A 25,876-nucleotide genomic window follows, 5' to 3' on the forward strand; every position below is an offset into this window, starting at 1 on the left:
ATTTTCCCCCATATTTTTACTTTCCCTATACTTATATTTTAAATTATTTAAAACCTTAATTTAATGAAATGGGCAACTTAAATAAAAAAATCACATAGCAATTACTATGTGATAAGTTAAAAAAGAAAACTAGTTATTTTCTTTTTTAGCAAGCTCTTCTTTATAGAATGCTAGGTTTTTTTCATGCATCGCAAGTTTATCAACTTTTTCTTGAATAGTTGCTTGACTAGCCTTAGCCATGAAACTAGGATTATTGATAAATCTTTTGTTAAATGCAATTTCTTCTTCGGTCTTTTTAATTAATTTATTAAGCTCTTCAATTTCAGCGGCTTTATTATCTTCATTTAATTTAATGTAAACTTCACCATCGCTTAATTTAATTGATAAGTCATGATTGTCTTCTCAGCTGAAGTTAGCTAACTTAGAAATGATGGTTAATTCAATATTACTTAATTGAGCATTGTCTCGATAGAAGAATAATTCGGTTGCTTTTGATATTTTTTTATCTTCACGATATTTTCTTAGTACGGTAATTAATTCAATTTGATTTTCAACTAACTTAGGATCGAATTCTTCGTCTAATTGGTAGTCATGAACTGTAGATTCAAGTAGCTCTTCGCTATAAATATTTTCAAAAATATAATCAGATGTGAAAGGCATATATGGATGCAATGCAATTAAGATTTCGCGGAATAGATAGTGAACAAAATAGTTATTGTTTTTAAATTTAATAAATTCTAAATATCAAGATGAATAATCATTGATAATAAAGTTTTGAATAGCTTTGAAAACAATTGTAAATTCATATTTTTCCATTGCTGCTTCAATATCTTTTTTAAGATTATTAAATTTAGCTAAGATTCATTTGTCATAAATATCTAGTTTGCTTAAATCTAAAGATTCATTGATATTAGCTTTGATTGATGAGATGTATCTTGCAATGTTTCAGAATTTATTTAAAAATAATCTAGCACCTTGAATTTTTTCATCACCGAAGTTAATATCTTGTCCCGGAGTTGAGTTGAATATTAATGACATTCTCAATACGTCTGAGCCATATTCATCAATGACAGCAATAGGGTCGATTCCATTACCTAAAGATTTAGACATTTTTCTACCCTGCGCATCCCTTACTAGTCCATGAATTAAAACTTGTTTGAAAGGTTTGTCTTCCATAAAATATAAACTTTGGAAATACATTCTTGCAACTCAGAAAAATATAATGTCATACCCGGTAACTAATAAATCTGTTGGAAAATAACGTTTGATTTTACTTTTATCTTGTGGTCATCCTAAAAATACAAACGGGCTTAATGCTGAACTAAATCATGTGTCGAGTACGTCAGGATCTTGAACTCAACCATCACCTGGCGAATCAATTTGTACTGCAATTTCTTCGCCTTTATATCAAGCTGGAATTCTGTGTCCTCATCAGATTTGACGGCTGATAGTTCAATCATATGCATTTTCCATTCATTTAATTAAAACATCTTCAAATCTTTCGGGAATAAATTCTACGCCATCGTCGCCCTTAAAGTGTTTTAATAACGCTTTAGCCAGCGAATTCATTTTAACAAATCATTGAGGTTGAACTAAGATTTCGATTGCTTCATGACTTCTTTCACTATAACCTACATTAGAAGTAATATCTTCAATTTTAATAATATATCCTGTCCGTTTTAAAAATTCTGCAATTTCTTTTCTGGCTTCAAAACGGTCTAGTCCTTCGAATTGACCAGCACGTTCATTCATTTTTCCTTCTTTGTCAATACATTCAAGCACTTCTAAGTTATTTTTCTTAATGATATCGATATCGTCAACTGCGTGAGCTGAAACCTTCATAATACCAGTACCGAAATTTAAATCAATGTGTTCTGATGTAATAACTGGAATTTCTTTTTGAGTTAATGGGTGAATGATAGTTTTATTTAATAAGATTTCTGCCCGTGGGTCTTCGGGATTAATTGCTAAAGCAACATCTGAAGGAAGGGTTTCAATTCTTGTTGTAGCCACGGTTAAATATTCTTTGCTATTTTTAATTGGATATTTAATGTAGTACATTTTTTGTTGGGTTTCTTTATTTACAACTTCAATATTAGATAATGCAGTTTGTAGTTTTGTATCTCAGTTAATAGGTTTTTCATCACGGTAAATTAAACCGTCGTTGTATAAGTCAATAAATACTTTTAATACCGCTTCGTTAGCTTGTTTATCAAGCGTGAATCTTTCCGAAGGATAGTCAAGTGCTAAGCCTAATTTAGCTCATTGTTTAGTAATATTATTTGAATATTCTTCTTTTCATTTTCAAATTTCTTCAATAAACTTTTCACGGCCTAGTTCATATTTATTTTTACCTTCTTTTGCAAGGTGTTTTTCAACAACTGCTTGTGTAGCAATTCCGGCGTGGTCTTTTCCGGGAACTCACATAACATCAAACCCAGCTAGTTTTTTATATCTAATAATAGTATCTTGAATATACGTATCAAGTGCGTGACCAATGTGTAATTTACCAGTAACATTAGGAGGAGGCAAAATAATTGTAAACGGGCGTTTGGCTTTATCGTGAGTCGAAAAAGCTTTAATATCGATTCATTTTTGATTACGCCCTTCTTCAACTAATTTGTGGTTAAATGTTTTTTCCATATTTTTATCCCTTTCTAAAGATTTTAAGTTGCTAATATCAATTATAGCGGTTTCATCAAATGATTGTTTGTCCACAATTTCATTGTCTGCTTTTACCTTTCATTCGTGTTCGAAGAAAAATAAGTTTTTTAATTTTTGATTTTTAATGTTTTCTTTACTAATTCATTTATTTAATTCACTTCATGTACATCAAATATAGTGGTTTTGATCAATCTCATATTTAAAAATATTTTCGAAATTATCAACATATGACATGTAGTTATGATAGTTTTTTAGCGTTTGATCATCAGTATATCCAAGCATTTTTTTGACTAATGGATTGATTGGGTTTTCAATAACTTGTTGAGTAATACCTTGCTCAATAACTTTTGTATTATTTATTACATATAATTGTGAAGTTAGTTTAGCGGCTAATTTAATATCATCTAAAAAGTAAATTGCAATTTTATGATTATCAAACACAAAAGTATTTAACTGGTTAAGAATTTCAAATTGCATTTCAGGATTTAATTTTGAAATTTGCGAACCAATAATAACTAAATTCGGGTCATTGATTAAAATCTTTTCAATTTCTAAGTTAATTTTTGAATTAATGTCTAAATGTTTGATGTTTTCCATCAAAATTTCAAGTGGTAAATTAGTGTTGTTAATAATGCGGTATACTGTTGCTTTTTGAACAAATAATTTAATCGATTCGTGGCTTGCTTTTTTATATGAGCCCATAACACGGTAGTATTCTTTAAATTCATGGTTTAAATTAGCAATAATCTGATTTTGTGAATTTACTAAGTCAATTAATTCTAAAAATTCATTTTTGATTTTTCCATAAGCTGCGTTATTTTCAAATTTCTTGTAAAAAAGCTTCAATTTAGAACATACTCATTTACTAATGAACATAATGTGTTTTAGTAATGATGTGTTTGCATCAGCTAAGTATTCAATATCTTTATTAATGATTCTCGTTTCACTTTGAGTTGTTTTACCTTCAGTGTTTAGGTTCCATAAATATTCGTTTTTTGCGTTTTTATAAATTGAATCTGAAATCTTTAATTTTTCTAGCATTGCTAACGAGTCAATTTGACTAGTTTTTTCAATTTCGATTGCGCCAGTTTTTTCGACCAATTCATTTAAATTAGCATCAAATTTATCCCTTGCAGTTTGAAATCTTTCATTAAAGCTAGCGCGTTCGTTAGCAAAGTAATTATTGACTATTTGTTTGATTTGACGCATTATTTTTTTGCGTGACGATTTGCTGGATATTACCCGCGTTTCAGTGGTAATATTTGCTTTTAATTCATAAACGTCAATAAATAGTTTGCTCAACTCTTCGTGGTTCATTTTTTTCATGTCTTCAGCATTTTCTTTGATAAAAGCTAAAAACATTTTATTAAAATAGAAGTCTTTATAAAAGTGAATAAATGAAGCAGCTTTTTTTACAGTTTTAATTTCGCGAAGGTTATAGAAATTTTCGGTGTGCAAATCGTGTTTTAATTTTGTAATGTGATGTTTTATTTCGTTTACTCGTTTAAATTTGATATTGAAATAACGAGTTAATTTATTTATATAGTTTTTGATCCTATTGTTATTATAGTTACGATGTGAATATTTTTTGACTAAGTCTTCATATTCTTTTTTGGCAGCTTGGTATTCCCTTAATTTTAAAAATGAAATTCCTTTATTATATTTACTAATAGTTTGGTTAGCTAAGTCAAATAACTTATTTTCGTGCATTTGGTATGTGCTAATCAAATTGTATTGAAGAGATTTGATTTTACCTAAGGTTTTATATATTTCTAATTTATTGTTAGATAAGTCAATTAAATATTCCCTTTTATTTAATGATTTTAGTTCTTTATATAGTGTTTTGATATCTTCTTCAATCGCTTTTTGCAATGAAGAATTAATCTTTGCGTATTGATTTTTTAATCAGATTTTATAGTCATCATAAATAACTGACCAGTTTTCAATAAAAAGACTTGTTAGACCAGTTAAAACGCCACTTTTTCTAATGTAATTTTTTAAGTAATCATAAACATTGATATCATCAATATTATTGCTAATAATATCTTCATTAAACCCATATCCTATATTTTTTTGGAAATCAATATTATGATAAGTTGTTTGATACTCTTTACCATCGACTTGAAATTCAATGAAACCTTGATATTGATTGGCATTAATGTTACTATCAGTTAAAAAGTTAAATATTAATTGATTGGTTCTATTGTCTTTTCCTAAAATACCTAAGACAGTATTTGAATTAATTGAAAAGCTTAGGTTATTGATAAAAGTTTTGTAATCATCATTTTCATCTTCCTGAATTGTTTTTAAATTCATTACCCGGAACGCTGTTAATTGTGATCTATTCATTAGAAACGATCTCCCTCTTTAGATCTTACTAATGGAGCAATAATTTTATATGTTGCTAAGATAATTGCCAAGTTAAAGAATATCTTAACAGGACTCGTTAGCGTTTGGGCTGTTATATTAACTCAAAAGTCAGTTTTAAGCGTAGAAGTATCGGCTCACGAAAGTAAAATAACATTAATGAATTCAAGCACAGCACAGAATGATATGATTGCCATAACTTCTATAAATGTTTGATATTTTTTCTTTAAAAATACTCGATAAATAATAACAAAGAAGAACATCGCAACGAAACCAGCGCTTGTTAGAATCATATAGAATGTTTTGTTTTTAATAAAACGGTTGTGTTCAAAAATTGAATTATCTAATTTAGCAAAAACGGCAAGAATTATTAAAACTTGTAAAGCTAAAATTATTAGTGTTGATATAAAAGCAAAGTTAATCATTGCGGTTGGTTTTTTCTTAACTTCAAGGGTGATAATTTTTACTTCATAATAAGCAATTTTTTCTGAGAAGAATTGAAGGTCTTCACTATTACCTTTAGCCAATGCTTCATCATATTGAATCTTGAAATATTCAACAGTTTCTTTGAATTTATAAATCCGATAATTACGCGAGAAAAAGATTTCGTTCAAGTTAAAGAAATAATAAGCGGCCAATCCAGGAATAAACCCAGCTGTGGCGACGGCTAATGTGTATAAAAAGTTGTAATAGGTTGGAACTAAGGCAAACGAAATTAAGTCGGCCAAGATACCAGTTATCATTCCGACAATCGGTCCAAAAATAAATCCAGTTATTTTAATGGGCAGTCCAATAAAACTAAATTTAAAGCTTGGTAAAGCTGTAATTGGTAAGATTCTAACACTAATTAAGAAAAATACAACTGAGATAGCAATCAATACTCCGACGAAAGCAATTCGTTTGGAGTTTCACTTACGATATGAAATGTTTGATTGCGATCTAACTCATCTTAAATAGTGCTTAAGACCACCAGGTAATCTTGATTCCATAAGTTCCTTTCATTAATTTATTTTATACTTTTTATACTGTAACTTTTTTTCTTTTTCATCAACTTCGTTTTTCAATTGTTGGCATGTTAACAAAAGTATGATAGAAACTTGAGTTGACTATAACCCCTGCGTAGATGAAATATGACATAACACTTAATAATAAGATTACATACATAAATGAAGCTACGATTCCAAATTTTTGATATGGAATTAAAGAGGCTAATGAACCAAAAATTAAAATGAATACAGAAGTTGGAATTGAAGCAATTAATGCTCCAGGATGCGCTTGTGAAAATTTCAATTTAAAATTAGGTGCGAATGTAAAAAATAATAAGAATGCTAAATAAGTTAATACTGGCAAAAATAATATGATTGTTACTCAATAGATTAAATAAAATTCTCATTGTAAATGAAAATCGGCCAGCGTCATTTTCGATAAATCTTCAGCAAATTCTCCTAATCCAGCATTTTCAATTAAAAATGTCATAAAAGCAGAAAATCCTAAAAGAGCCAAAGCTAAACCGAATGAGATAATAATACTTACGATAAAACCTTTAATTCTGGTTTTTCACATACGATAAGGTGATTTGTGACCGTAAAGTGCATCAATTGAATAAATAAATTTAGAATAACCTTTTGAAGCTAATCATATAACCGATAAAGCGAACAATGCAAAAGCAATTGCACCTCCGGCAGAACTTCATAGAGAAGAAATTGAAGGAATTACTTGCGAAATTCCAGGAATAATTTGGCCCAACATAACGTGTTCTAAAACGACTTCATATTTGGCACTAATCGAGCCTATTACTCCTAATAATAAACAAGTAATCGGAATGAAAGATAAAAATAAATACATTGCATAACCAGCAGGCACGAAAGCAAATTCATGTGAATTTAGTTTCTCGTAGGCGCTATTAACAATTTCCTTACCTTTGATTCTTGAACTACGTAAATAACGCGGAATAGCAATGAATAAAATTGCATAAATAATTCATTTAATTACCCGCTCGAAAAGGTTTTTATTAGTTTTGTTTTTTACAATTTGATTTGAGCTAACGTTAAGGTTATTGGTTTTAGTTTGAGGCTTATTTTCTTCATTATTTTTATTATCTTGTGCTTGTCAACCTGTTTTTAATTTATTTGGTTTTTTCTTTCACATTATTGAAATCTTTCTGCTAGTTTTTTATTAAGCTCTGCTACGTTAGCCTTACCCATGGTTTTTTTCATTGCTTGACCTAGCATGAATTTTGACGCACGTTGATAATTACGTTTAAATTCTTCTTCTAAATCTGGGTTTTCTTTTAAAATAGCATTAATTACTTCGTCTAATGATAAGCTCATTTCTTTAATGAATAAGTCATGCGATTCAATGATTTTAATTAAATCATCATCGCTATTATCTTTTGCTTCGATAATTTTTTTAATATCAGCTTTGTTAATTTTGTTGTCAATAACAAAGTTAATTAGTTTTTGAGCATCTTGCGGAGTAAATGATAATGTTGCAATGTTTTTGTTATTTTGATTGATGTATGAAACAATGTCGGCAAAAAAGATATTTGCAGATTTTTTGAAATCTTTAGCATTAATCGCATCTAAATATTTAGAATATTCAACATTGTTTAATAATTGTGATATTTGCACTTGGTTTAGGCCGCTTGCAACATATCTAATTTCTTTATCATATGGAATTTCTTCAATGATTACTGAATCAACTAATTCGTCGCTTAAATTAATATATGGTAAGTTTGGATCTGGGAAATATTTATAATCAACTGAATCGCTTTTTGATCTCATTGAAATTGTTGTTTCAGTTGCTTCATCAAAACGTTTTGTTTCTTGCTCAAACGTTTTGCCTTCTAAATAACATTGAACTTGATAGTTAGCTTCATAATTGATGGCTTTTTCAACGTTAGATAATGAATTTAGGTTCTTGATCTCAACTCTTGTGTTTAAATCATTTGTTCCTTTTTTACGAACTGAAATATTAATATCAGTTCTTAAACTTCCTTCATTCATTTTGGCATCACTAATATTTAAAACTAAAGCAGTTTGTCTAATGGCTTCAATATAAACAATCGCTTCTTCGGCTGAATGGATTACAGGGCGTGAAACAATTTCAATTAAAGGCACACCAGCGCGGTTATAGTTTAAATATGTATATTGGCTTTCGTGTAACGATTTAGCTGTATCTTCTTCAAGGTGAATTCTTTCGATTAAAACTTCTTTTCACTGACCATTAACTTTAGTTTGAATGCTCCCGTCTTTTCCGATTGGATTAAATTGTTGAGTAATTTGATATCCCTTAGTTAAATCTGGATAAAAGTAATTTTTTCTATCAAATCTAACCAGTTTATCAATAGTCATATGTAATGCTTTAGCTAATTTAATTCCTTTAATAATGGCAGCCGAGTTAACTAAAGGCAATGCACCTGGATAGGCTAAATCAATATTAGTAACAGAAGTATTTGGTTCGTTTCCATAACTGTTTAATGCTGGTGAAAACATTTTTGTTTTAGTATTAAGTTCTAAATGGATTTCAATACCAATAACTATTTCTCAATCTTTATTCATTGTCTTCTCCTAACATTTTTTCAACATATAATGCATGAGATAACATTTTTGTATCATGATATAATTCACCATCAATAGCTAAGTTAAATGGCATATTATTTTTGTCTTTGCCTAATTTAAGTGTCAATGATGGATTACCAGTTAAATTAGCATTTGTTAATATAAAGTCCATATAAGATTTTGGATAAGTTTCATTAAATTTTGGAGCTGACATATTTGAAGCGGGGTAAATGAAAATATCAGCGCTTCTGTGAATGTTGGTAAAGTATTCTGATAAATAACGTCTCATTTTTTTGGCTTTAACAAAGTATTTAATTTGATTTTCTTGTTTTAAGAAATATGAGCCTAAAATCAATCTAGATTGAACCATTTTACCCAAACCTTTTGAACGGGTCAATGAATAGGTGTCTTCTCAACTATTGCCTTCAATTCTTTCACCAAATTCGGTTCCAACTAAATTTGCTAAATTTGATGAAGCTTCTGAAAAAGCAATAACTTTATAAACCACATCAATTGAATTTAAAAGCTTTTCTTCAATTTGAATCTTAATTAATTCAATGCCATCGTTAGTTAATTTTTCTAAAAATTGTTGATAAGCTTCTTTAACACTTTCATCTAATTTATCAAAGCAATCTAAATAAGCAACTTTTTGAGGCTTTGCAATTTTGACATCTACTTTATCAAAAGATAAATCAACCGAAGTTAAATCGTGTTTTAAATCTTGCTTAAATAAAACTTGTGATACCTCGATTGTGTCTTGTACGTTGTGCGTAAAAAATGCAACAGTGTCTAGTGATGAAGCAAATGCAAATAAACCGTAACGACTAATTGCTCCATAACTTGGTTTAAACCCTACGACCCCAATATTTGAAGCTGGTTTTCTAACTGAATCCCCGGTATCAGAACCCATTGCAAAAGCAATGTTTTTATTGAATGTTGCAGCAGCACCAGACGAGGAACCACCAACTAGATAATCTGAATTAAGTGGGTTTTTAATTAAACCAAAAGCTGAATATTCTCCTGAGCCACCCAACCCAAATTCGTCTAAATTAGTTCTTGCCACACAAGTAGCGCCGGCTTCTTCTAATAATCTCAACGCAGTAGCTTTATATTCCGGTTTGAAATTATTTAAAATTAAGCTTGAACCACGAGCAATCACATTAGTATCGGCATAATTATCTTTTAATGTAAAAACAGTATTAGCAAGCGAGCCCTCATTTTTTAATTCAGCATCTTTAAACACATGAGAAACGGCATTGTTATGGTCTTCAGAAAGTGCTGAGATAGCATTTTTTAAATTACCTTTATTTATCATTGATTACCTTTCTCATGATGACAAATTCATCATTGTGTTCTTTTGCATTTGATAAAACTTGTTTTTGTGTTAAATAAAAGCTTTCATCAACTTCATCTTTTCTTAAATCTTCAAAGCTTAAAGGTTTTTCATTAATGTGTGATTGTGCTTTGTAATTATCTAAATCAAATTCGTCTAATTCTCTTAGCTCTTTATCAACTGAATTCAATAAGTTTCGAGCTAAGTCAATAACTTCTGGATTAGGATTGAATAATAATTTTTGCGCCAATTTTTTAAATTCTAAATCATCCATTATTAATCCTTTCTATCATCTTGGTTGCGCAATAAAAATTTGGTCATTGTAATCTGAAAATTCTTCGCTTAAACCATGGAATGTTACAGAGTATGAGTGCAGATACATTCTTTTAGCTCATTTACCACCGTATTTTATATCACCTAAAATTGGGTATCTTAAATAAGCTAAAGTTGCTCTAATTTGGTGTTTTTTACCGGTTAAAATCTTGGCGTATTTGCGATTACCTTCTTTGTAGAATAAAGTTCTTGCCTTAACACCGAAATTTTGGTCAACAATCATTTTTTCGTTCTTAATATCTTTTTTCAATCTAACAGTAATATCTAAAAAATCTTCATCAAAATCCGAAACAAATTGATAAACTTTGTCAAATTGTGCTTGCTTTTCTTCAAATTCAACTAAGGTCTTATAGTTTTTTGCATAAACTACTAAACCACTAGTTTTTTTGTCAATTCTTCCTATAGACGCCGGTCTAAAAGAAGAAGTTTTTTTGTAATTCAAATATTTTAAAACTTGGTCATCTAAGCAATTTTCTTCTGAGTGCATTGCCACGTTAACCGCTTTATCGATAATCATAATGTTTTTGTCTTCATAGATTAATTTGAAATTAATTTGAGAAGTATTTTTTTCAGCAGGCTTAAAAGCATCTTGAAGTCCATATACTTCAACAATGTCATCTAATTGAATTTTATATTGTTTGTCATTAACTCTTTGTCCATTTACTTTAATGTCTTTTTCTCTAAAAGCCTTTTCAATCCGAGAGACTGGAACGTTATCACAAACTTTTATTAAGTATTTAAAAAGAATTCTGCCAACATCATCTTTTTTTGCTTTTAATTTAATCATCTTGGCCTTCTTCTAGCACTAAAATACCATCATTGTTTGTGTCTTGGCGTTGTGAATCAAATAAATTGAAATCTTTGTCAAGCATGTCTTCTTCTTCGCTTGAATAACGGTTGAATTCTGGGAATGGTGGCAATTCGGCTAAAGTTTTTATTTTGAAATAGTCATAAAATTTATTGGTTATACCATAAAGAATTGGGTTTCCGGGAGTGTTAGCAACACCCACTTCCTCAATGATGCCTTTTTCTAGTAAACTGGCAACGATACCATCACTAACGACACCACGAATGTTTGAAATCATCGATCTTGTTACAGGTTGTTTATATGCAACAATACCAGCTACTTCAATAGCCGCATTTGAAAGTCTTTGTTTTCTTGTAATGGTTACAAGGTCTGAAATATAATCTTTGACTGATTCTACAGTTAAAAATTTAAATACATCATTAAATTCATATACTTTGATACCGCGATCTAGTTTGTTGAAATCTTCTTTAAAATCACGTAGTAAACGACGCCCCTCTTGAACGGTGTTTAATTTGAAAACATCTTTAATCTGTTCTGAACTAACACCTTCACTACCTTGTACAAATAATAGCGCCTCAATAATTTTATTCTTCATATTCTACTCCCTTTGTAAAGGTGATAATACCTTCTTCCTCATTTTGTTCCAACATTACAATTTGTTGTCTAGCTAAATCTAAAACTGCTAATAAAGTAATAACGAAATGTCCGACAGTTGGCACATTAAATATTTCTTCAAAACTAACTTCATTACGGTTTCTGAACAGTTCAATGATTCTTTTCTTTTGTTCTTCGGGACTCACAGCGACTGTACTAATCGTAACGTGACGAATTAATTCTGCATATGTTCTTTCAAACATTTTTCTTAGAGTAACAACAAGTTTTGAACTATTTGAGTGCCCGTCTAAAATACTTCCGTTAATTTCTCTTTCAAATTGTTCGGTTTCTTCAGGCTCTTTAGCATATAAGTTTTTTCGTTTTTCTTCTTGTTCGCGTAATATTAAAGTAATTTCTTTAAATTTTTCATATTCAGCTATTTGTTCTAACAGACGTTTCTTTTCTTCTTTAATTTCTTCTTCTGCTTCAGGGTCTTGCAATAACATTCTGGCTTTAAGTTGTAACAATGTTGCCGCCATAACTAAATACTCTGAAGCTATGTCGATTTCATAAGATTGTAAATTTTTAATAATGTCTAAGTACTGAGTTGCTAATTCGAATAAGTCTACATCAAAAATGCTGATATTTTTTTCCTTAATCAAAGTCACAAGCAAATCAAGCGGACCATCGAAGTTTGCTAACTTAAAAATATGACGGTCTTCTGAAGTTTGTATTTGATTAGTTTGTTCTTGATTTTGAATTTCTTGAGAAACTTCTTCGATTGAAATTTCTCGAATAACTGGTTTTTTCAATTCTTCCATAATGACTATTCTTTTCTATTTCTATTGTTTTTTAGCTTTTTCAGTTAGTTTTTTGGTGTATGTATTTTTAATAGTTTCTTTTGATGTGATAATTTGGTCTACATAATTTGATGCAACAATATCTTTAACTTGTTCTGCCAAACTCTTAGTTGGTAGTGTTTGAAATTGTTGTGGCTTCATTAAACCATGGAATGTAACTGTAACAACTAATTTATCTTTACGTTTTCAATCTAATGCATTCGCTGCATTGTTGATTGTCACAGGTACGATTGGTAAGAATGTTGATTGTGCTAATTTGAAAACACCGCTGTTGAATTGGCCCAATTTTCCATCTTTTGTTCTTGTACCTTCAGGGAAAATAACACCACAAGATTTATTCTTTTTAACAAATTTTCCGAATTCAGTTAAAGTAACAAGTGCTTCTCTTGGCTTGCTTGGGTCGATGTAATGTGTATCACCTAATTCGGCAATTTTTCTTACTCTTCTTTTGCTTTTGGCTTCAACTCTAGCGATGAAGTTAACGGTTTTACTAATCTTGTGCCCATCACCATTGCTGTATAATGCTGAAAACAAAATTAATGGGTCAATGTAAGTTGAGTGGTTAGGAACAATTAAACATGGACCGTTTGGAACGTTTTCAAAACCTTCAACTTTTAGTTCGATATTTAAGTGTCTTAAAATATTGGTTAAATGTTTTTGAAGAAAATGGTTACGCTCAGAAACTTTGTAGTATTCTGGCATTTTTTTGTGACGATTAGCTTTGGATTTCAAAATTCAAATGTTTGTCATGATCGGTAATAATCTTCAAAATGCTCTTGTTTTTAGTTTCATACTTATTTCTCCTGTTTTTTGATTACAAATGCAATTACTAGATCACCCTCATTTGAAGTTGATATTTCAAATCCTTCAAATAAGTAGCGACCTTCTAATGTTTTTATAATTAAGATCTGATTAAAGAAAAAATATTGATTGTCTGCCTTAAAAATGGCTTCTTTAATAGCTCATCTGCTGGCTAAATATTTAGGCTTATCTTTTTTCGATAGTTTATCGTATTCTAAAATTTCTTTGGGATGCAAAATTTTTTCAATTAAGTTACGCTTAACTTTTTTGAATCGATAAATACGGCTTAAATCTACTCCAACCATACTTTCCTTCCTAAAAAATGCTCTTAATATTGTTAAATTATAACAATAAAAGCTTAAAAAGCCACAAAAATTACCCTTAAAATTGGACCTTTTTTATCTCCTAAAATGAGTAAAAAACCTTAAAAAATCAATAAAAAAACACGCTTATTTTTACCAATAAAGCGTGTTTATTTTCGAAAATTATTCTTCACAAAGAGGGTCGAAAATAGGAATTTCAATAGCTGTTTTATTTAAAGCTTCTTGAGCTTCTTTTGATAAGAATTTCTTGTCAACAATTGCCATATAATTGTATTCAGTGAATCATTCATCGCTCATTGAGAAAAATCCCTTTTTACCGTTTTTATCGCCTCAGCTGTTTTCTACTTTTCACATTAAAGGTTTATCATTTTTGTCAAGATTTACCCCTACCATGTTCATAGCGTGGCTGATAACGGAAGCTCTTGATTCAAATTTTTCTTTTTTGCTAAAATCAGGAGTTTTGGTTAATGTTAAATCAAAATCATATAGCCCTGGATCCATAACACCATCGTATGATGAATATGTTGAAACGTCGCATCCGAATCATACAGTTTCGCCGGCTTGCATTTGTTTAATCATAGCTTCTTTTAAATCTTCGATCGAAACGTTCAACATAGTTAAAGGTTTACCGCCAACAACGTTGTTTAATAATGGAGCAACTAATAGTTGGTTGTATGGGAAGATTTCACGCGGGTCAGATACTAAGTCAATTTTGTCTTCTAAGAATGAACCTACGTATTTTTTATAAAATTCCATTGGGGTCATTTCATCTAATCTAACAAATTTTTTATCTTTGTCAGTATATTCATATGTGAATGATTTAGGAGGTCTTCCTAATGATTTTACTAAAATGTTATAAACATCATTTAAAGCATCTAATCTTAGTTTTTCAACTTCTGATAAGTCATGTGTTTCGGCAAATAGTTTTCTCATTTTTGCAGTATACGCTTTCAATCTTCAGTTAATTTGAGTAACCATATCAGCTGTTGATTCACTGTGGAATGATTCGTTCATTGCATCTTTTGGACAAACACCGTATTTTTCAATTAGGTTAACGAAAAATTCTCAGTATCCACCATCTTGAACAGGGTCTTGGTTTAATGCTCTGAATAAACGATCTTCATTATCCATTTCTAAACCATTTTCCATCATTCATGTTAAATAGTAGTTTGCTTTTTCTAATTTGTCATAAAAGTGTAGGTAGTTTTGTGATAATTCTAATGAATCCATGTTTAATTCTTGCATTAATTTAACTCTAACTGAGTTAAGAGCTGCAAAAATTCAACATCTTCCACTTCTTTTTTGGTCAGTAATATTACCATTTTTTGTTTCTAATGAGAAGACAAAGTTATGTTTTTTAACAACTTCATTGTTGATTGAAGTTTGTTTAATACCGTTTTTAAAAATTGCGTTTTCAATTACACGGTTAACAGGATTTTCGGCATATTTTTCTTCCATTTTTTTGATTAAATTTTCATCGATATTTTTCATATTCTCTCCTTCTAATTTCTATATTTTATCATTTTTAAAAATTAATTTTTGTTATGACAAAAAATAGCGAAATAAAATCTCGACAATATTTACGTTTGCCGAGATTATTAAATGTTGATTTTATATTATTTTTTGCCCTTTTTATCGTTTCTTGCACAAAGTTCAAATACTTCAGTAATGTTTTCTAATTTACCAATAAATGTCAATAAGTCTTTATCTTCAATTTCAAAATCCCCTTCGGGAATGTATGATTTATGGTCGCGTTTAATCATCATAATTGAAACGTTATATTTGTTTCTGAAACCTAATTCACTAATTTTTTTGCCAATCATATCTGGGTTAGTAATTGTAATTGAAGCACTAACGAAACCATCTTGCAATTCAACCATGTTTTCTGAATATAAGGTAAGAGTTGGATTAGCCACAATCATAGCAGTTTTTTTACCAGCTTCTTCTTCTGGAGATACGATTAAATTAACACCAATTTGTTTTAAAACTTGAGCATGACGATTTGACGTTGCTCTTGCAATAATTGATTTAACTCCGATTTCGGCTAATGCTGCCACAATTTCAATGTTGTTTGATGCACTAACAATAACAACGTCAAAATCTTTTAAATTCATTGCTTCTAATGTTTTTTGTTCAGCACAATCGGCCACGTAGATCATGTCGACTTCATCTTTGAAAGGTGATAGATGTTTTTCTTCTTCGTCTATCAAAACAAGCCGAATATTATTTTCGCGATCTTCTAATAAGGTTTTGGCAATCGCTGTTCCAAAACGCCCCATACCGATAATACAAATTTCACGAACTTTTTTAAATAATTTCATGTAAACCTCTTTATAAACTTTGTGATTTTATTATAAAAATCTTACCATTTTCATTAAAAAGTAAATAATAAAGCAAATAAATAATAAAAAAATATAACTAAATTAGTAAAAAAAATTGTCAAAAAATTGCCTTAAATGTCTAAAAATATGTGCCATATATTATAAAATAATATTTTTTTCGAAATGCTGTATAATTTTTAACTATGAAAAAGGAAAATAGACGTATTAAAGGACCTAATATTATTTTTAGATTCTTAAAAAAACTCGGTACTATTAGATATATTTTCTTAATTTATGTCTTATTTACCATTTTGATGTCATTGCTTCTATTTTGAAATATCTCACATGCAACAGATTCGGAAACTGGAGCAAAACATCAAATTAAGTATTTAGATGCACTATTCATTGCGACATCGGCTTTTAGTGATACTGGGCTATCGACTGTCGTCATCGGCGATGTATTTAACGAGCTGGGACAGGCATTGATTGCTATTTGTATTGTGGTTGGTGGAATAGGCATTTTTACGATTAAGGTTTATTTATTCCAATCAATCTTAGGTTTAAGAACAAACATTTTCTCAAGCCAAGTCTCTCAAACTGAACGTGGTGGAAAAACTGTTTCAGAAACTAAAAAAATGATTAAGGTTTCGATTAGTTTTTTAATTGTAGTCACAATTATCGCATCAGTTATTTTTACATTAATTTTTTATTACAACCCAAGCGAATATTTTAATAACGTTAAAGCAAATGCGAATGAAGAGGCCTGAAAATTCAACCCATATGTAGCTGAAAAATATAATCCATATCAAAATATAAATTTATCAATTAAATATGGAGTTTTCCACGCTATTAGTTCAATTAACAATGCGGGTTTCGACATTATTAGTTCGAAAAGCCTACAACCATATTACAAAGATTTTGGTTTCCAAATTCTAACCATTATCATATTCTTAATTGGTGGAATTGGTTTCCCGGTAATTTATGATATTTGATTAAAAATGAAGAGTTTTTATAAAACAAATAAAATGCATCGTTTTACTTTGTTTACTAAATTTACTATTATCACTTATATTGCAACAACTTTAATTGCTTTAATTATGACCATTGCATTTGAAGTGACGGCGAAATCTCCACAAAGCTTTTGAAACCAAGCGGAATACGGAAGTACGTGAGATAAATTATTTGCAATATATTTCCAAACAAAATCAACAAGATCGGCTGGTTTTTCAACAGTAAATTACTTTAACTTTACTCAACCGACAATTGTGTTACATGGTATTTTAATGTTTATTGGATTCTCACCAGTTTCAACTGCTGGAGGTATTCGTAATACCACAATCGCAGTCATTTTCCTAAGTGTTGTTACTATGGTTAGCGGCAAAAAACATATTAATGCTTTCAGACGTCAAATTGGTAAAGAAACTCTTATTAAAGCAATCAACGTATTCATAATTGCTTTATTATTAGTAATATTTGCAACTATTGCTATTTATGCAGATATGCCTGAAATCGCACGTGAAGCAAATGGTAATGCCTTCCCAATGACATATGTTGGATTTGAAGTATGTTCGGCATTCGGTAACTCTGGATTGAGCACCGGTGTAACGAATAATTTAACTATTTTTGGAAAATTAATGATTATCTTTGTGATGATTACTGGACAATTTGGTATTCCACAATCAATTAAGATTTGGGGAAGAACAAAATCAGCACCTGAAAACTATCAATACATTTATGAAGATGTTTCGATAGGATAGGAGATTAATATGAAAAAATCAAATAAATTAAAGAAAACTTTAGCAATAATGGCAACAGCGGCATCGATTTTTGGAATGGCCGCTACTTCGATATCTTGTAAAAAAGTTAATACCGAAGATGATACTACAAATGATGATGGATTTCAAAAAGCAATTTCATCAGGGGTTAACTACATCGCCATTGGCGACGATTATGCAGCGGGAAATAACCACAGCAATAACAACTTTTTTGAAAATTATTATGACAGTAGTAATCAAAACATTTTAGGTATTTCTTATGCTTCTTATTTAGCTAATGCAATTAATTTATTAAATGACCCTAAAACTACTTTAAAATCATATGAAAACTACGGTATTTCCGGGTCAACAATTGAGCAATGATTACACATTTTAGATTCTAATAAATATCCACTAACTAACGAAATGAAAATAAATGTTGCTTATAACCAAAACATGATGAAATTAAATAATTCAGATCGTTTTAATAAGCAATTTGCGGCATTTGACAGTACAGCTTTTGATAAGATAATTGATAAAATCACAAAGGCCAATTTAATGACAATTTCTTTAGGTTTCAATGACTTTTTCAATAACGGCAAATTACTTGATATTGTATTAGAAATCATAAAAGAAAATAATGAAGTTGCATCGCTTGAAAAATCATTTGCAACCTGAATTGAAACGATGCAAAAGCAAATCGAAAAAATTTCGATTAAATATGATTTGTTAGTTAAAAAAATTAGAGAAATCAATCCTAATATAAATATTAACCTTGTGGGATATACTAGCCCATTTTTACGCTTAAGCGCGATCTTAAAAAACCAAGTAAACCGCGACTATATTGCTGAAGCTGTAACGGCCTTAAATAACAGTATTAAAAACGTTGCTAAAGCTAATAAAGTTAACTATTTTGGTTTCAATAATGAAGAATATATTTTTGCTAACCCAAATAAATTTTCAATTGATTTACTTGATGTTTTTCCATCAGATAATGGTTATAAAAAATTAGCGCAAGATATGTTCATGAAAATGGCACTTCCAATTGATGAATATCAAAAAATTATTCAAAAATACGATAAAGATAGTGACAATGATGCATACCGGAGATCATTGATTTTTGAAACTAAAGGAACTGCCATTAAATCACTCATTTTAGGATTGAGTGGAGATAATGTTGATAGTTTTGATAAGAGCTATCAATTCGAAAGTATTGCTGAAAATGCTAGCCTAAAAGAATCACAAGATCGAAATGCCTTTAACATTGATTACACCGGAACTTTTAAATCTTATTTCAACGATGGTAAGTTATTGTCAATTGAGGATGCTATTAAATATTTCAATGTGTTTTTAAACAATTTGAATTTAAACATTGAAGATTTCGCAAACTCTATTTTACTTTTAGAAGAAAAATTAAAAACACCAGAAAATTATGCTTTATTTGTTAGATTAGTTAACACTATTTTAGATACAAAAACAATCAATATTTCATTAAACCAAGCAAACTATGAAATTAATAAATTGATTGCCGAAAAATCATATGGCGTTTTAGAAGCTAAAGATGTTTTAAACGTTATTAGTGATAAATTCCTAAACTCTGACACAATATATAATTTCATGGCCGAACTTGCTAATAGCGAATTATTTAATGATGAATCGTTTAAACAACCAATTAAAAATATCATCAAACCATTTGTTACTGACATCATTGGTCTAAAACAACATAGAAACTTATTAGGTATTGAGGCGGCTACTACTTTAGAGTCATTATTTAGCGATAAAAAAATATCAGTTTCATTACAAGCATTATTTGAAAAAATCGGTAATTTAATTGTTGATAATCCAAAAGAATATTTTGCAAAAGGTGAAAAATCACAGTTCTTAGCTAAGATTTTAAACAATGCAAAAACTGAAGTACAAGCAGTTATTCGTGATGGGATCTCATGAATCCAATCTAATGCAGAGATTTTAAATAAATTAAGTACTTTCACAGTCGATGCAATTATGGAAGTTTATGCAATTCCTGTCGAATACAGAGATGATATCACCTATTACATTAAAACTTTAATTAGCAATATTGATGATCTAAAATACCTAACTGATTTTATTGAGATATCTTTAAAAACAGTAATTGATACAAAAGCTAATGGAAATAATTTATTAGATTTAAAACAATTTGTAACGAAACTAATTAATAATATTGTTTTTGATAATTATTCAGATACAAAAGATAATCACTTATTATTCTCTTTACTATCATTTGAACCTAAAAATGCTGACTTAGTTAAATTTAATAACGCAAAAATAATATTTGCAAAATATTATGCTAAATATGAAAATATTTTAAATTCCGAAAACATCAGTTCATTAATTAATGAAGAAAAGCGTAATAACTTATTAAGATTATTTAAAAATATTGTCACCAACCCAAATAATGAATTAAATGCGACTGCTAAAAACATAATCATTACAGCTTCAGATTATCTAGTGGATACTATTTTTGCTAAAAATAGTTTATTAAGTCAAATACTAAATCAAATGTCAAATTATGTGATTACTCAACCAGCAATTAATTTGATAAAAGATAAAAATTTAACTGACTATATTGGCGAAGGCGATGTCAACAAATTTGTGTCAAACATCGTAACGCAACTATCTAGTTCACTTCAAAGTCCAGAACTATTGGACAAAATTAAAAATGTCTTACACGACATAATTAATAACGGGTCAAATTACAAGTTTGATTCAGTCTTTAATTTCGTCTTGAGTTTTATTAAAAATTCAAATACAAATGGAATATTTGCAGTTGTTGGTTCACTATCAAATCAATTAGCTTCAAAAAGCTCATTAATTTTAGACGCAACTAAAATAGCCACTGGTTTATTAAACAAAGAAACTGGTGCCGAAATTACTGAAGAAGACCAAATCAATATTGCAAATTATTTACAAGCAGTGATTATAAACTTACCTAAAACCACTTTATACAAAAACTTCAAAGATTCATTGATGAATTCTTTTGAAAATATTAATGAATCTGAAATTAATGATTTTCCAAAATTATTAGAATATATAACCAAATCCGTTAAAGCATTTTTCAATTTTGAAAACAACAAGGCATTACTAAACCAAATTCTTGACGTCGCTTTAGCTAAAAATACATCTAATGATTCAACCATTCAGTTTTCAACATTAATTAAGGCGCTTAAAGCAATCTTAGGAAAAGAAAAATTAGTTGATTTCATTTTTTCAAAAATAGATTTAAAGAAAATTGTTATTGATGAAATTAATAAATTAAATGTAAGTAATTTTAATATCAGTGATCCAAACAATGTTATTAGCAATAATTTCGATGCATTAAAAACTGCTTTAATTCAATATGTTGACCAAAAGTGAGATACATTAATAGTTACAAATATTAAAATAATCTTATCAAACACACTTAATAATGAAGATGTTCTTCATGCAAACAATTTTGAAGAATTAGCAAGCAAAGCACTTAAAATAAACAAAACTTCTTTAGTTTCGATTATTAATCAAGTACTAGATGATTTGATTATTAATAATGAAAGTAATATGAAAAATATTTCAAACATTTTATTTGAAATATTGCAACAAAAAGTTAATAATTTCAGCGTTGAAGATGGTAATAAACGAAATATTACAACTGCGCTAGGTAAGGTTATTGCCTTGACTAAAGAAAGCAAAGTTATTGATGCGGTTGCAAATAGCTTTATTGAAAATCTAAGTCAATACATTGCTAATAATGGTTTTAACTTTAAAAAACTTGACATTGTTTCATTATTGAATTTAAATGAAAATCTAAAATTATTAGTCAATAATGAAAACATTAACAACTTACTATCAAATTTAAGTTCCGATGAAACTTTTTCTTTAATCGTTACTGTTTTATATAATGCAAATACTTTAATTGATTTAATAGTGCCTTCGGAAAAGAATGCCACTTCAGCCGAAGCAGTAAATAATGTTGATAATAGCAATACAAATCCAAGTGCAGAAAATCAATCATTGCTTGCATCAGTTGACTGGAAAAATGCAATAAAAACAGTATGAAATAAATTAAATGTTGAACAAAGAAAAACAATTCTATTGCAAATTATTCAGGTAATTAAGAGCGCAAAATCTAATGAAAAATTATTGAAATTTATTGCCTCATTAATCAAAGAACCAATTAGCAAATTAAACGAAGCAATTATTAACGATGTAACAAAAAATGAAGCCGGAGATGATAAGGTTGCTTCATATATAAACCGTCTATTAAAAGTAGTCGCAAATGAGGTAATTAACGACGGAGTTTTAGATGATTTAAGTCAAACTATGACTTTAATTGTTGATAACTTTAGTTTATATGAATCTAACGATTGATCAGGTTTTGCTTCGAACATCTTAAAACGTTTAGAAGCAAATAAAGGCAATATCTTAGTTTCTGATTTAATTAAAAATTTATTAACCAATGAAACTATCGCAAATGAAATTGCCAAAGTATTAATTTCATATTTAGGTATTGAAGCCAAAACACAATTGGCTCCACAAGAAAGTCAAAAATTAAGTGCCTATATTACTGTAGTATTAAAAAATGCGCCTTACACTGATTTATATAAAAAATTAATTAATAAATTAGTCAGCGAATTAGCAAATCTTAAAGATAATATTACCTTCAATGAATTGGGAAATGAAGTATTAAATATTGTTAAAGGTTACTTTGATTTATCAAATGCCACATTAATAAAAGATATTCAAGATTTTCTTTTAGTAAAACAACCAAATGGCGAGCATGCTTATAATAATGTCCAAGCAATTCAAATCGCTAAAATATTGATGGATAAAACATCATTCGTTGATTTTTTAATTGATAAATTTAATGCAAAACAGTTAATAATAAATTATGTAAAATCAATTAAAGTTAGCGAAAGCCGCTTTAATTCAGTTACTAAAAAAGATTTAGAAAATATTATTAATTACACATCTGAATTTATAGACGAAAGATATGATGATTTTTTACTTCCACTTATACGCGAATTGGTTGCAAATCTATTTTCTGAAAAAACAACAGAAAATATTATTAGCATCGCAGATTGAATATCAAAATTCATTAAAAACAATATACCATTATTAAATCAAAAAGTTAATGAGTTATTTAATGTTTATTTAAACGGAACTAAAGGTGAACAAGTCAAAAGTTATATAGCTAATTTCTTGGTTGATTTAATGGAACAAGATTTGGTCGATGTTCAATGAGATGAAGATTCAAAAGCTGCACTGAAGACAACAATTAATAATTTAATTACTGCCTTACCTACATTTAACTTATTAGACCAAGTAATTAATAATTCTTTAATATCATTATCAAATAATATTGCTAAACATGGTTTTGACTACAAACAATATAATTTTGATGGATTGATAAATATAGTTGAAGTTATTAATACTTTGAATTATGACAACATATTGAATTACGTTAAAAGTTTAAGTGGAACAGAGATTACTAGTTTAGTAACCGTTTTATTAAATAACATTAATTTATTTTCAAATATTATTCCAGACGAAAATAATATTAATGAACCTTCAAGTAATTCTTCAGAGGTTTCAAAACCATCAAATGTTATTGTTTTTTCTGGAAATATTACTGTCAATATCAATGTGTTTTTCAATTTATTTAAGGCTGGTTTGAGTATTTTGAATGACCAAGAACGCGAAAAAATCAAAGATTCCTTACCGAATGCAATTAATTGAATTAAATCTGACAAAAAAGTACGTGCCTTTGTAACAAGTGCTTTGGCTAAATACATTAAACCTCTTATCTTAAAACAAAATCCTAATTCAATTGAATTTGCTGATGGAGTAGTAGAACTACTTACTTCAACACTATTCGATAATGAATCGGCTTCAAATATAATAAATTCCTTGGCAAATTCTTTAATAAATTTAACATCGGAAAAATTAAATGAAATTAATGATATGAATTCACTTTTGAAATACTTAATTATTAACAATAAAGAAAGTATTAAGAAGTTTGCTCATGATACATTAAATACTTTATTTTCAAATGAGAAACTTGTTAAAGAAGCTATTAATTTTGCAATCGATATTATTAATCAACACTTCGGTTTATCGACAACAAATATTGAACAAGAAAATATAGTTAACTTATTAACAAGGGTAGCTATGAAAATTGGCGATTTTAATGTTGTTTCTGCAATAATAGATACATTATTAGATACACTGCCTGAAATAGATATTCTTAACTCTGAAGGAAAATTTGATTCTATTAATGTATCTAAACAAATTATTGAAGCTTTGAAAAAAGTTGAATATTATCAATATTTAACAACAGAAAATATTTCAGACCTATTGGCAACAATATTAGATAAAAATATTGATTCAGTTATTTTAGAGTCTGAATTGATGGCTTTATATAATTATTTATCTAATAATATTCCTAAGATTACTAAAAAAACATCTTCAAACGAAGAGGTTTCATCGGGTGGAAATGAAAATTCCGAATCGAATTCTGGCGAAACGAATAATGACAACTTAGCTTCGCAAGAAGAAAATAGAAAAATATTCCTTGCAAATTTAGAGAAATTAATTTATAATGCATTGCAAGCTTTAAATGGTTCAATTAAACAAGATAACGCTAATGGTAAAGAAGCATTAATAAACTTTATTTATCGTGTTGTAAAAGACCAAGTTCTAAAAATTGACTGAGCAAGAATTGATCAAAATATCTTGCCTAAGGAAAGAATTGAGTGAATCGCAACTAAATTTATTGATTATCCTGAAGTAAAAAAATTAATTTCCTCTTTAGTAAACGACTTTTTTGCTGGCGAAAAAATAAAATCTACAAATTTAGGTGATTTAATTAGTAAAATAATTTTAAAAATTAAAGATAACTTAAAAACAAATATTACTAACTTCATTTTATCCGCTTCAAAAGACAAAGAAATCGTTGGAGCTGTAGTTGGCGATATCATGAAATATTTAAAACTTGATGAAGCAACTGAAGATGACAAAGAATTTTTAATAAGTTTAATTCAAGAATTATTGCCAGAAATTGTCAAAACTGAATATTTCTCAAGAAAAGTATTGAATCGTTCAATTACCTGAGTTGCAAAATATGCGGAATCATTTGACATTCAAAACGCAACAAAATGGTTGCAAGATGCTATTGAAAAAATTAAGAGCGGTTTCTCAATGAACGACGTTACTTTAATTGCTCAATTTATTGGTAGTGACAAGATAATTAACGGTACAAAACTTGTAAAATTAATTAATATCTTATTTGGAAAGAGTAATTTTGAAGATTCGGTTGTATTCAATGGATTAAGAAATATTAATATGGCAAAAGATCCAAAAACTCGTTCAAATATGAAAACATTGAATGATATGGTGGGAAGCGCAATATCTTCATTATTTAATTCAAATAAAAATTCAAATAATAATGACGATCCAGATAACATCACGCCTTCAGTTGATTATTTAGCATTAATGAATACAATTTATAAAATTTTATCAGAGGCATATTATGCCGACCCTAATGCTAAAAATCCTAGTTTTAAACTTAGATCACAAAGCGAAGCATGAAAAGCTGTATATCGCTTTAATGTTGCAATTGATTGAGCGTTATTTGAGATGTTCGGACGTGAAACGTTGGAAAAAAACCGTGAACCTGGTAAGTGATATAATACTAGTGTCAGCTTATATTCTGGAACCAGAGCAATTTTATGAGAATTACAAGAAGGTACTAATATCAAAGCAATTCCTGGTGTTTCTTCTAAATTCTCTGGTATGGCATACTATTTCAAAGAAGATGATATACGTCGTCAATTTACTAACTATTTAATTTCGGATAGAAGCCGTTGAACTTATTATAATGAAGCAAATTATACCCCAGCATCGATTATTTATCTAATCGTTACGAGTGGTTATAATGATAGCGAAAAAGATTTATGATTAAGTAATTTCAAATATAAGGTCACCGAAGATGGGCAACCAAATACTATAACCAAACGCGAATATATTTTGCGAACCTTAAAAGAAGGTGGTTATGCTAAATTCATGAATTTAAACAATGTAAAATCAGTTAGTTCATGAAGTGGTTTAGATAAAGTTCCTGTTGATGAATTTTAATATTAAAAAA

Annotated in this window: 15 protein-coding genes; 2 read left to right on the forward strand and 13 right to left on the reverse strand. The window is 28.9% G+C overall.

Annotated elements, in window-relative coordinates:
• Window positions 1-129: 129 nt before the first annotated feature.
• The 13 genes from FJR74_RS07325 to FJR74_RS00885 form a co-directional block, all read right to left on the reverse strand.
• Window positions 130-5,013, reverse strand: coding sequence for a valine--tRNA ligase (locus FJR74_RS07325; RefSeq protein WP_306766862.1), 4,884 nt, complete (start codon window positions 5,011-5,013; stop codon window positions 130-132).
• On the reverse strand, window positions 5,013-6,020 hold the full coding sequence (locus FJR74_RS00830) for an ECF transporter S component (protein ID WP_140914653.1): 1,008 nt from the start codon (window positions 6,018-6,020) through the stop codon (window positions 5,013-5,015). Before FJR74_RS00830 ends, FJR74_RS07325 begins: the two co-directional genes overlap by 1 nt.
• Before the next feature lie 31 nt (window positions 6,021-6,051).
• Window positions 6,052-7,179, reverse strand: a complete 1,128-nt coding sequence (locus FJR74_RS07330; protein WP_140914654.1) for a YihY/virulence factor BrkB family protein — start codon at window positions 7,177-7,179, stop codon at window positions 6,052-6,054.
• Window positions 7,179-8,591 carry an Asp-tRNA(Asn)/Glu-tRNA(Gln) amidotransferase subunit GatB gene (gene gatB, locus FJR74_RS00840; RefSeq protein ID WP_140914655.1) on the reverse strand — a complete coding sequence of 471 codons (1,413 nt, stop codon included), beginning with the start codon at window positions 8,589-8,591 and terminating at the stop codon, window positions 7,179-7,181. Before gatB ends, FJR74_RS07330 begins: the two co-directional genes overlap by 1 nt.
• Window positions 8,584-9,906: an amidase family protein gene (locus FJR74_RS00845; RefSeq protein WP_140914656.1), complete on the reverse strand. Its 1,323-nt coding sequence runs from the start codon at window positions 9,904-9,906 to the stop codon at window positions 8,584-8,586. Before FJR74_RS00845 ends, gatB begins: the two co-directional genes overlap by 8 nt.
• The gene (locus FJR74_RS00850; RefSeq protein ID WP_140914657.1) at window positions 9,896-10,198 is read right to left on the reverse strand and encodes an Asp-tRNA(Asn)/Glu-tRNA(Gln) amidotransferase subunit GatC; all 303 of its coding nucleotides are present in this window, start codon (window positions 10,196-10,198) and stop codon (window positions 9,896-9,898) included. The genes FJR74_RS00845 and FJR74_RS00850 overlap by 11 nt, the downstream gene beginning before the upstream one ends.
• A gap of 12 nt (window positions 10,199-10,210) precedes the next feature.
• Window positions 10,211-11,044: an RluA family pseudouridine synthase gene (locus FJR74_RS00855; RefSeq protein ID WP_140914658.1), complete on the reverse strand. Its 834-nt coding sequence runs from the start codon at window positions 11,042-11,044 to the stop codon at window positions 10,211-10,213.
• On the reverse strand, window positions 11,037-11,660 hold the full coding sequence (scpB, locus tag FJR74_RS00860) for an SMC-Scp complex subunit ScpB (protein WP_140914659.1): 624 nt from the start codon (window positions 11,658-11,660) through the stop codon (window positions 11,037-11,039). The genes FJR74_RS00855 and scpB overlap by 8 nt, the downstream gene beginning before the upstream one ends.
• On the reverse strand, window positions 11,650-12,480 hold the full coding sequence (locus FJR74_RS00865) for a segregation/condensation protein A (RefSeq protein WP_140914660.1): 831 nt from the start codon (window positions 12,478-12,480) through the stop codon (window positions 11,650-11,652). The genes scpB and FJR74_RS00865 overlap by 11 nt, the downstream gene beginning before the upstream one ends.
• Before the next feature lie 21 nt (window positions 12,481-12,501).
• On the reverse strand, window positions 12,502-13,311 hold the full coding sequence (locus FJR74_RS07335; RefSeq protein ID WP_140914661.1) for a lysophospholipid acyltransferase family protein: 810 nt from the start codon (window positions 13,309-13,311) through the stop codon (window positions 12,502-12,504).
• Window positions 13,312-13,313: 2 nt separating this feature from the next.
• Complete coding sequence (locus tag FJR74_RS07340; RefSeq protein WP_140914662.1) at window positions 13,314-13,625, reverse strand: 4'-phosphopantetheinyl transferase superfamily protein; 312 nt, start codon at window positions 13,623-13,625, stop codon at window positions 13,314-13,316.
• 180 nt (window positions 13,626-13,805) lie between these two features.
• On the reverse strand, window positions 13,806-15,134 hold the full coding sequence (locus tag FJR74_RS00880) for a C1 family peptidase (RefSeq protein WP_140914663.1): 1,329 nt from the start codon (window positions 15,132-15,134) through the stop codon (window positions 13,806-13,808).
• 125 nt (window positions 15,135-15,259) lie between these two features.
• Window positions 15,260-15,964 carry a potassium channel family protein gene (locus tag FJR74_RS00885; protein ID WP_140914664.1) on the reverse strand — a complete coding sequence of 235 codons (705 nt, stop codon included), beginning with the start codon at window positions 15,962-15,964 and terminating at the stop codon, window positions 15,260-15,262.
• Between the two features lie 203 nt (window positions 15,965-16,167).
• Between FJR74_RS00885 and FJR74_RS07345 the strand changes: the two genes are divergently transcribed.
• Both FJR74_RS07345 and FJR74_RS07350 read left to right on the forward strand, forming a co-directional pair.
• Window positions 16,168-17,721, forward strand: a complete 1,554-nt coding sequence (locus tag FJR74_RS07345; RefSeq protein ID WP_140914665.1) for a TrkH family potassium uptake protein — start codon at window positions 16,168-16,170, stop codon at window positions 17,719-17,721.
• A gap of 9 nt (window positions 17,722-17,730) precedes the next feature.
• Window positions 17,731-25,866: an SGNH/GDSL hydrolase family protein gene (locus FJR74_RS07350; protein ID WP_140914666.1), complete on the forward strand. Its 8,136-nt coding sequence runs from the start codon at window positions 17,731-17,733 to the stop codon at window positions 25,864-25,866.
• Window positions 25,867-25,876: the final 10 nt, after the last annotated feature.

It is taken from the genome of Metamycoplasma neophronis, from assembly GCF_006491995.1.
GTDB lineage: Bacteria > Bacillota_I > Bacilli_A > Mycoplasmatales > Metamycoplasmataceae > Metamycoplasma > Metamycoplasma neophronis.